Below are 8,367 nucleotides of genomic sequence, written 5' to 3'. Positions count from 1 at the left end.
GCTGTTTCTACTGTTTCAGCTGACGCTACTACTGGTAGTAACTATACTGAAATTAACTTAGGTTCTACTACTAATGTTGCTGAGAACCCAGATGTAGATGTTACTCCAAGCCTTACTTTAATTGGTAAGAACGGTAACATTCCTGGTAGCCTTACGGGTACTATTTCAGCAAGCTTTGGTGGCAACACCTACACTGCTAACTTGTCAAGCGCAAACGGCAACAAGGATGTAACTATTTTTGATGGTGCTAAAGGTGTTAAAGCTGCTGATGTCGTATCTGGTAGTACGTACAACATCGCTATCCGTAATGTTGGTTTTAACTTTGGTACAGCTAACGCAAACAAGAAAGTTACTATTACTTCATCAAACAGTAAAGTTACATTTGTTGCAGGTAAAAACAATAAAAATATTCAAGTTTCTAATGGTGGTAAGACTGCTACTGCTACGACTGACGTAAACGGTACTGTTAGTGGCTTGACTCTTCACTACTTTGGTGTAACTGCATTTGACCCAACTTACACTAATGATGTTGTATTCTACGACACTACTACTGGTGAAAAGGCAACTACTGGTACTGCTACTGTTTATGCAGGCTCCAACGGTCAACTTAATACATCAGATGTATCTAAAGCTGTCATGGGCGGCAAATTTGTTGCTGTTCAACCTACTACAAGCAACCCATTTAATACTCTTCAGCTTGACACCACAGCTGATGACATTGCTTCACAATTAAAGGCTGAAGGCATTTCAGTTGATGCTAACAACAACTTCACTGCACCTCACACATTTACTGTTACCCTTAAGGCAACTTCATCTCTTAACGGTAAAAGTGCAACTTTGCCTGTAACTGTAACTGTTGCTAACGTTCCAGAAGCTACTGAACCTAGCGTATCTAAGACTGTTATGCACGCAGCTTACTACTACGACAAGAACGGCTCACGTGTAGGTACTGACGTGGTTCCAACTTACAGCTCAGTAAACTTGGTATCTGACTCTTCAGCTTCAAACGGCTTGAAGACTTACACTATCAACGGCAATAGCTACTACAAGATTGCTAACGAAGACAAGTACATTGCTGCAGGTAACGTTACTGGTACTTCACGTACTTTGAAGCACAACGCATACGTTTACAAGACTTCAAAGAAGCGTGCTAACAAGGTAACCTTGAAGAAGGGTTCATCAGTAACTACTTACGGTTCACCAGTTAAGTTAGCTAACGGCAAGCTTTACTACAGAATTGGTCAAACCCAATACGTAAAGAAGGCAAACTTCTAATAAGTAGTTAGCAAACGCTAATTAATAAAAAAGGTCGAAGTGAAAGCTTCGGCTTTTTTTGTATCTAATTTTTTATTTAAAAAAACTATAGATATCTCCACCACTATCTGATATTCTGAAATGCTCGGTAATTTTACCGAGAATACATTTTAATGAGTTATATGAATGAACGGTAAAATACATAAGTACCGCGATTTAAGTGTGGAAAATATCAAAAAAATGTACAAGAATGACGCGGAGTTCAGAAGACTGTTCGCCGTCAACAACAAGTATATAGTTAGAATTCGTTCGACTATCGCTATCTTCGATTTTAGCACCGAACCAATCGCTTTTAAATATCGGACCGTCATCCTTGATAATGTAACGTTACTGTTTGATGAAGCAATAGTAACTTCCTTGTTTGCGTTAGCTGAGCCAAAGTTAAAGCCAACATTTTCGATATCAATGTTGTACTTATAGCCAGTTAAAACATCAGCAGCATCCGACTTCTTGTTAGCTTTAGCACCTCTAATAATTACATCACCGTTGCCGTTTGCGCTTGACAAGTTAGCAGTGTAGGTGTTACCCACCAAAGCTTGCTGAAATAGTACCCTTAAGGCTACCGTTAACCTTACCGTTTTTAGCAGTTAAAGTAAGGCTTGGAGTAACATCTACTGGGTTCTCAACAACATCAGCAGTAGTAGAACCTAAGTTAATTTCAGTATAGTTACTACCAGTAGTAGCGTCAGCTGAAACAGTAGAAACAGCAACGCTAACAATTCTTAAATTTTTCTTCATGTGGTCTTTTCCTCCTTGAAATTACAAAAATGTAATAGGCCATAGGCTTTAGCATGACCGGAGCCTATAATGTACAAAACGAATTTTTCGCCCGCGTAAATCGCGTACCCGATACAAAAGGGCGTTTTTGTTACAAATAAATAGAGAATTATTATATTTTGATTGCAAAGAAACGTTTAGAGTTGTTAAGCTTTCCTTAAGCAGATACAATAGAATTGTTATCTTAAGGAGGAAATCCATTTGAAAAAGAAATTAATCACTGGTTTCGCTGCCGCAGTAGTTCTCTCAGGAACCGCTATTCCAGCAATTAATAACCTATCGAATTTTAAGACAGTACAAGGTCACACAGTAAAAGCCGCAACCCTGACTGCCACAGAATCAGTTTTTCTTACTAAAGCTGCTACTCAAGCACAAAAGGCTGCGAAAAAATACGGAGTATATCCATCTGTTATGATTGCCCAAGCAATCGTTGAATCAGATTGGGGTAAGTCAACCCTTGCTACCGAAGCCAACAATTTATTCGGGATGAAGGCTGGCGATGATTGGACTGGTGCTACCTATAGTGCCACGACTCGTGAAGAAGATAGCAGCGGTAAGAGCTACTATATTACTGCTTCTTTCAGAAAGTACACTTCTTACGAAGNNCCTTAACTGGTACCTACGCAACTGATCAAAATTACAACACTAATTTGGATCAACAAATTACGCAATATAATTTGACTAAGTATGATCCAACTATTTCTAAGACCGCCAAGTCCTACAAAGTTGCAACTACTGCGGCAACCTATACTTGGCCAACTGACCACAGCGTTTCAACTAAATCTGGTTCCATCAAGAAAGGTGAAACAGTAACTGTTGATAAGACGATTACCTATTATAATGGTTCTAAACGGATGCACATTGCCGGTAAGGGCTGGGTTAACTCAACTGTTCTTGAATCCAAGTCCGCTCTTCCTGCAACTCAGGCACCAACCAACGCTACTGTAGTTAAAAAGAATTTGATGCACAATGCCTACGTTTATGACAGCAAAGGCAAGCGTCTCACTACAGTTAAGGCACTCAAAGAAGACAGCGTCATCACCACTTATGGCACCAAGACCATCAATTGTCGCAAATATTACCAAATCGGCAAAGATTCCTATGTTGCTGCCGGTAATATCGATGGTACAATGCGCCTGCTCAAACGTAATTCCTATGTTTACAATGGTAGTGGCAACCGCGACAATGATTTAGTCTACAAGAAGAATCGTTCTCTTGCTACCTATGGTAGTGCCGTAAATATTATGGGCAAGAAATACTACAAGATTGGTATCGGCCAATATGTCAAGAAAAGCAACTTTGCTAAATAGTGACTGCTCTCAAGTTTAGTAGGGAAACGAGGGAAGACTGAATGAATTTAAAAAAACTGGTCACTAGCTTAACAGTGCTTGCGGCTTCTTTGCTAGGCATGCTCAATGTCACCCAGGCAAAGGCAGATGATACCACGTCAGTAACGATTAACAGTATTGCAAAACAAAACAGTTATGTCGGCGTTACTTATCTATATAAGATGCTGGCAACAGAAAATATAACTTATAATAAGTTTTATACCAAAAATAAAATCGTTTATCGCAACAACGGTAAGCCAGAAGGGATCGTCATTCACGAAACTGGCGATCCAGGTGCCACCGCTTACGATGAAGCGATCTATTTCAACCGTGAATGGAATACGATGTATGCTTACGTGCATGCCTTCGTTGATCACTCACAAGTAATTCAAATGATGACTCCTAACTATGGGGTTTGGGGCGCTGGTCCAATGGCTAACGACCGTTTCGTTCAAATCGAGCTTTGTGAAGAAACAACGCGTGATTATTTCGCCAAAAGCGTCAACAATGATGCCGTTTGGTGTGCTAAAATTTTGCACCGTTATAATTTAAAGCCAATTAATGCCTGCAGCACAGGCGAAGGTACGATTTGGTCCCATGCTGCTGTTTCTAAATTCTTAGGCGGTACCACCCATGGTGATCCAGACGGTTACTTCGCTGAATGGGGTTACAGTATGGATCAGTTTTTCGAATTGATTAAATATTACTATGATTTGCAGGCGGCCAAGACCAATACTGCCAGCACATCAAATAAGGTAACGGTGAAAGCAACTTCAACTGCATCTGCAGCTTCTAATATTGTCAAGATCCCAACTGCTAAAACTAGCCAAAAAGTAATTATTCATAACGCTGCGATTTATAATTCCAAAGGCCAAAAGGTAAAGGACAAAGCAAGCAAAATGGCCGGAACAGTTGTCACTGTCATTAAGTCTACTACTATTAATAAAAAGAAATACTACCAAATTGCGACGAATGAGTACATTGCCGTTGGCAATGTCGATGGTACGACGCGGACATTGAAGCATAATTCGTATATTTACGATACGGCTGGCGTTTCCGATGGCAAGACCAAGCTGATGAAGAACAGCCAAATTAAAACCTACGGAAGCAAAGTAACAATTGCCGGAATTAAGTATTACACCATCAGTCCAACGCAATTTGTCAAAGCACAAAATTTTTAAAATAAACGATTAAAGTCGCCGGCTGGCGGTTTTTTTGTATAATTGATTTTGTTTTTTTAGGGAAGGGAGAATGAATGAGATGCCACAACTATCACTTTTTCTCGTTGTCTTGCTCGCGCTGGTTATCCCAATTTTTATGGCGCGGTTCAAAGTCAACAACGTACCAACTGCCGTTGCCGAAATTATCGTTGGCATAATTATGGGCAGCAGCGGTTTCAACCTCATCAGCAATACCGCAAATCTGAGTTTTTTATCAAATCTGGGCGTGATTCTTCTGATATTTTTGTCAGGGATGGAAATCGACTTTGATTTGTTGAGTCGCAAAAACAATCAAAAAAGACGCAGCCAGAGCGGAAAAATGGTTGATCCATTGAAAACTGCTTTCGCGGCCTTCATTGGGGTTGCCGTGATGTCCTTGATTTTAGCATTTCTGCTAAAACTGTTTGGCCTCTTTAGCGAAGTATCACTAGCAACGATTATCTTTATGACTGTTGCCCTTGGCGTGGTTATCGCGACGCTAAAGGAAAAGGATATTTTAAGTCGACCGATTGGGCAAACAATTTTGCTGACGGCGGTCATGGGCGAAGTTATTCCATTATTGTTGTTAACAGTCTATGCCTCACTCCATGGTGGCAACGCTGAACAATTGTGGCTGATTATTCTGCTGTTTGCGGCCGCAATTTTCTTATTATGGCGGTTCCAGCAGCCCTACAACTGGTTCGTCAAAGTAACTAAGGCTACCACGCAGATAGATATTCGTTTAGCCTTTTTCTTAATCTTCGCTTTAGTAACAGTGGCCGAAACCGTGGGTGCCGAAAATATTTTAGGTGCCTTTTTGGCAGGGATGGTCATGAAGCTGCTTGAGCCTAGCGAAGCTACCAAAGATAAATTGACCTCAATCGGCTATGGCTTCTTTATTCCCATCTTCTTCATTATGACGGGAGTAAAACTGGATCTGCGAACCTTATTTGCTCATCCAACTTCACTCATGCTCTTGCCAGTTTTGATTATCTTTTTGATTTTGGCAAAAATGCCGGTGGTCGCCGTTTACATGCGTAAATTTGACCATGGCAATGCCTTTGCCGGTGGCTTTTTGACAGCAACAACGATTACGATCGTTTTGCCAACGCTGCAGGTTGCTCGGCGCTTGAGAGTGATCACCAGCACGCAGTCCGATGCCTTTATTTTGGCAGCGGTTGTCGTCTGCGTTGTTTGCCCGATCATCTTTAACTCCAGCTTCAAATTAACGCCGGAAGATCGAATCAAGCAGCGGGTAGTCATGATTGGTGCCAATACTTTCACCATGCCGGTGGTTCACGATTTGCATGACAAGTGGTATGCCATTAAGATGTTCACCAACCAGCAGGACAACTATGATACCTTCAAAAGTCGGTCAAACTTAACCTTTATTCCTGACTTGAATCAAGAGGCTCTTTTAAAGGAAGGTGGTTTTGACTGCGATATTTTCGTCGCTGCTTTGCATAACGATCAAAAGAATATCGAACTGAGTCGCATGGCTAAGAAGATGGACGTTAAACGCGTGATCGTTCGTCTGCAGCAGCCGGAAGCTAAAACAATTAATGATTTGCGCGCAGCGGGCATTGAAATCTTTAACTTTACCAATGTTCGTTCGGCTCTGATGCGGGCCTTAATCGAATCGCCAGCGGTTTACCAGGTAATGACGGACACCAAGAACGTGCTCTATTCCGTTGTTGTACGCAATACCGCCTACACTGGCCGGCAATTAATGGATTGGGAGTTCGTTGACAAGATGACGGTCAGCCGAATTCGTCGTGGCAGCACTTGGCTTTCGCCGCACGGTTCAACAGTGATTGAACCAGGGGATGAAGTGATCTTCTCAGGTGAATTCGAAACTGCTGATCATATTCGCCAGATTTTAGGAAAAGAATAAAGAAAAAAGACCTCTTCTTCACGGAAGAGATCTTTTTGCGTAAGCCTATTTATTTTGAACTTTTCTTGCTGCTCTTGGTTGTTGGCAATGCCTTTGCATTAAGGGCGCTGGTTGGCACCTTCAAGAAGTCTTGACTGCCGAAGTTGCCGTAGCTTTGACCAAAGCGGGCGGTCATGTACTTGCCGAGCTTCAAGTTTACGAAGACATTGAAGGTTGATAATTTATTGTTTTTAACAACCATCTTAACGGTCATGTTCTTCAATTTGCCGTATTTTAAGATTCGACGGAAAACAGATTCCTGAGCGGAAGTTTGGCCGACGGTCGCAATGATTGGCTCGATTGCGTTTTTCATCAAAGTTTTATCAGTTAAATTAGCAGTTAAAGTGTAGGTTTGGCCCTTGCGAGTCATCTTATAAGCCTTCACCAACTTAGAAATTGGGTCAAGAATCAACTTGTTGTCCATAATTGCATTGACCAATTCTGCGTAGCTGTGGCCACTCAAACTGTCTAATTTAGCCTTGTACCAAGTGCTGCTGCCGTTGATGAAGACATTGTTCATGTTGACCCATTCTTCAGTGCTTTGGGTCTTGCCCTCGCTGGTAGTCTGGTTGGTGATGTGGAAAATCGTGCCGTTATTGCCACCGAAAATCGTATTGGCAGTAACCAACTGGGTTGAAGTATCGGTAGCCAAACGAACGGATTGAATTACTTGTCCGCTCTTAAAAGACTTCTTGGCTTTTTAGACAACTTGCGTTTTAGTCAAAGCAATTGCTGATTTTTTGGTATTTGACTTGTTGCTGCAGCCGGCCAAAACCAGCCCTAAAAGCAAGATGGGCAATAGCCATAACTTTCTTATTTTCATTCTTAAATAACTTCTTCCCTATAATATCAGAAACTAACTATCCTAAGTTTAATTGGATAGGCTGCCAAGATCAACAGCAGACTTGGTAACTGAACTAGGAATCTGCATTTTGGAAACTTGGTTGATCTTGTCGATCACCATCTTAAGGTGCTTTTCAGAATTATTTTCCTTATAAGCAGCGTCAATAGTCAGGCCAGTTAAACTGTAATTCTTATCAGTTTCAATTTTAACATTGACCTTGCCTGGTTTAACTTTATTGGTATCGATTCCGATCACGGAAGTGATCATGCTGTTTTTAATAATTTCGCTCCATAAAGTCTTATTCTTGCCGCTGTAAGTCAAAGTGTAACCATTGGCGGCCTTTTTAACTTTAAATAATTTGGCAGAGTTGCTGCTGAAAGTCATCAAGGCTGACTGAGCCAAGTCATCGGTTAATTGGGCATAAGATGAAGCCTTGCCCAGCTTGGTCTTGAACCAGCGTTTAGAAGAAGTGCACTGCATTTGGACATAATTATGTTTACTGTTGATCCACATCTTGTAATGGTTGGAATTAGTGGCGAAATCAGCGTAGATAATCAGGGGCTTCTTTTGGTAGCTTGCCTCTGCCTTTTGCAGAGTTTGATTGTTCTTATCAGTTTGAAGCCAAGTAGCATGCAGGCTGCTGAACTTCGTCGTTTGTGCTTTAGCTAAAATGGTTTTGGCAGACGGCTTGCTGCTCTGAGTTGTAGTAGATTTTTTATTTGAGCAGGCAGTTAATGTCAGGATTGCCAGCAAGATCGTTGTAATTAGACTGAAAACTTTTGTTTTTTTCATCTTTAAATTTCCCTTCTATATATATATATTAATTTTTATTTTATTCGCATAAAACTGTCTTTTATTCTACCACGAGAATATTTTCAACTTTCTTAAGCTTTTTTTGCTTTATTCCTATGAAATTTTAAATGAAGCGTGTAAAATAATGGTTGAAACATTGAATTTTCAAAGGAGATATTT

The 8,367-nt window shown here is 40.9% G+C and carries 6 protein-coding genes and 2 pseudogenes; 4 read left to right on the top strand and 4 right to left on the bottom strand.

Going from position 1 to position 8,367, the window contains the following annotated elements; genetic code table 11:
- The coding region (locus tag B2008_RS02715; RefSeq protein ID WP_286822280.1) for an SLAP domain-containing protein at positions 1–1,275 on the top strand (1,275 nt) is incomplete at its 5' end.
- A gap of 149 nt (positions 1,276–1,424) precedes the next feature.
- Here B2008_RS02715 and B2008_RS08325 read toward each other — a convergent pair.
- Both B2008_RS08325 and B2008_RS02710 read right to left on the bottom strand, forming a co-directional pair.
- Positions 1,425–1,844, bottom strand: coding sequence for a hypothetical protein (locus tag B2008_RS08325; RefSeq protein ID WP_281828903.1), 420 nt, complete (start codon positions 1,842–1,844; stop codon positions 1,425–1,427).
- Positions 1,837–2,052 (bottom strand): hypothetical protein, encoded by a 216-nt coding sequence (locus tag B2008_RS02710; protein WP_281828905.1) that lies wholly within the window; start codon positions 2,050–2,052, stop codon positions 1,837–1,839. Before B2008_RS02710 ends, B2008_RS08325 begins: the two co-directional genes overlap by 8 nt.
- A gap of 240 nt (positions 2,053–2,292) precedes the next feature.
- Between B2008_RS02710 and B2008_RS02705 the strand changes: the two are divergent.
- The 3 genes and pseudogenes from B2008_RS02705 (at position 2,293) to B2008_RS02695 (ending at position 6,512) form a co-directional block, all read left to right on the top strand.
- A pseudogene (locus B2008_RS02705) lies at positions 2,293–3,401 on the top strand (SLAP domain-containing protein).
- A 41-nt stretch (positions 3,402–3,442) separates the two neighbouring features.
- Positions 3,443–4,600 carry an SLAP domain-containing protein gene (locus B2008_RS02700; protein ID WP_281828909.1) on the top strand — a complete coding sequence of 386 codons (1,158 nt, stop codon included), beginning with the start codon at positions 3,443–3,445 and terminating at the stop codon, positions 4,598–4,600.
- Between the two features lie 79 nt (positions 4,601–4,679).
- The gene (locus B2008_RS02695) at positions 4,680–6,512 is read left to right on the top strand and encodes a monovalent cation:proton antiporter family protein (protein WP_281828911.1); all 1,833 of its coding nucleotides are present in this window, start codon (positions 4,680–4,682) and stop codon (positions 6,510–6,512) included.
- A gap of 49 nt (positions 6,513–6,561) precedes the next feature.
- On the opposite strand, the pseudogene B2008_RS02690 reads toward B2008_RS02695, so the two are convergent.
- Positions 6,562–7,374: pseudogene (locus B2008_RS02690) on the bottom strand (DUF6612 family protein).
- 48 nt (positions 7,375–7,422) lie between these two features.
- The gene (locus tag B2008_RS02680; RefSeq protein ID WP_281828913.1) at positions 7,423–8,187 is read right to left on the bottom strand and encodes a hypothetical protein; all 765 of its coding nucleotides are present in this window, start codon (positions 8,185–8,187) and stop codon (positions 7,423–7,425) included.
- Positions 8,188–8,367: the final 180 nt, after the last annotated feature.

Origin of the sequence: Lactobacillus sp. UBA5813 (assembly GCF_002417895.1) — a bacterium.
Classification (GTDB): Bacteria; Bacillota; Bacilli; order Lactobacillales; family Lactobacillaceae; genus Lactobacillus; species Lactobacillus amylolyticus.
The sequence above is the reverse complement of the archived record's forward strand: the minus strand, read 5'-3'. Positions and strand labels throughout refer to the sequence as shown.